Origin of the sequence: Agrococcus sp. HG114 (assembly GCF_024723325.1) — a bacterium.
In the GTDB taxonomy this organism is placed as follows: domain Bacteria; phylum Actinomycetota; class Actinomycetes; order Actinomycetales; family Microbacteriaceae; genus Agrococcus.
The window spans coordinates 1-1343 of sequence record NZ_JANQCH010000223.1; the positions used below are offsets into that span (position 1 = coordinate 1).

At 72.3% G+C, this 1343-nt stretch carries 2 protein-coding genes; one reads left to right on the forward strand and one right to left on the reverse strand.

Annotation, left to right across the window (positions count from 1 at the left end):
* Positions 1 to 591: MarR family winged helix-turn-helix transcriptional regulator (locus NWP09_RS12860; RefSeq protein WP_258275890.1), on the reverse strand; the 591-nt coding region annotated here is incomplete at its 3' end.
* A gap of 61 nt (positions 592 to 652) precedes the next feature.
* Between NWP09_RS12860 and idi the strand changes: the two genes are divergently transcribed.
* Complete coding sequence (idi, locus tag NWP09_RS12865) at positions 653 to 1201, forward strand: isopentenyl-diphosphate Delta-isomerase (protein WP_258275891.1); 549 nt, start codon at positions 653 to 655, stop codon at positions 1199 to 1201.
* Positions 1202 to 1343: the final 142 nt, after the last annotated feature.

A 1343-nucleotide genomic window follows, 5' to 3' on the forward strand; every position in this document is an offset into this window, starting at 1 on the left:
AGATGTGTATAAAGAGACAGCGCCCGGTGCGTCCGGGTCACCGCCGTGCTCGAGGGCGGGGAGTGCCGCGAGCTGCCGGAGGAACCGCGTCACGGTGCGGCGCTCGGCGCTCGTCATCGAGCACGCGATCGCGAACCGGCGCGCGTGGTCGCGGCCGACCGTCGCGCTCGCCGTGCGCTGCGTGCCGTCGCTCACGACGAGCGAGAGCGCCCGCCGGTCGGTCGGGTGCGGCTCGCGCCGGATGTGCCCGCCGCGCTCGAGCCGGTCGAGCATCTTCGTCACGGAGGGCCCCGTGATGCCGAGGTGCTCGGAGAGCATCGTGGAGGTCACGATGCGCTCGTCGCGCGTCGTCGCCATGATGAACCGGATCGCCCGCATGTCGTTCTCGCTCAAGCGCATGTATCGCCGGCTCGCCTCGCTGTGCGCGTCCGACGCGCGGTGCCACCGGCGCAGCGCGTCGAACAGGTCGATGACCTCTTCCACGTCGTCGTCGGTCAAGCCATACTCGGTCACCAGGGACGCGGATGCGTCGTAGCGCCGAGGATCGATGATCTCGCGCTCGTGCGGACCCTCGTTCGGGTGATGCGGCATGCGCCCATCTTATTGCCAAAACTCATAGTTGCAATGGCTAAGTGTTTGCTACGCTCGACGCATGACGATCCCGGTGCTGTCGGACGACGAGCTCGTCGTGCTGCTCGACAAGGACGGTCAGCCGATCGGCTCCGCCCCCAAGGCGACCGTGCACCACGCCGCGACGCCGCTCCACCTCGCGTTCTCGTGCTACCTCCTCGACGACGCGGGGCGCGTGCTCATCACGCGGCGGTCGCTCTCGAAGGCCGCGTGGCCGGGCGTCTGGACGAACACGTGCTGCGGTCACCCGGCGCCCGCCGAGTCGCTCGAGGACGCCGTGCTGCGGCGCCTCCGCGACGAGCTCGGGACGACCGCGGTCGACCTGCGCCTCGCGCTGCCCGACTTCGCGTACCGCGCCGTCGACGCGAGCGGCGTCGTCGAGCACGAGCGCTGCCCGGTCTTCGTGGGCCGCATCGCGGGGCCGGTGCGCCCCGAGCCGAGCGAGGTCGCCGAGTGGCGCTGGGTCGACCCCGACGATCTCGGCGCGGGCGTCCGCGCGACCCCGTGGGCGTTCAGCCCGTGGCTCGTGCTGCAGGCGGAGCAGCTCCCGCTCCTGGCGGGTGCGTCGTGACCGCCGTCGACGCACCGACCCTGCTCGCCGAGGTCGAGCAGCGCGTCGCGCGGCTCTCGGAGGCCCAGGGCCCGCACCCCGTGCAGGCGGCCGCCGCACGCGCCGCGAGCGGCGGCAAGCTGCTGCGGCCCCGGCTCGTGAT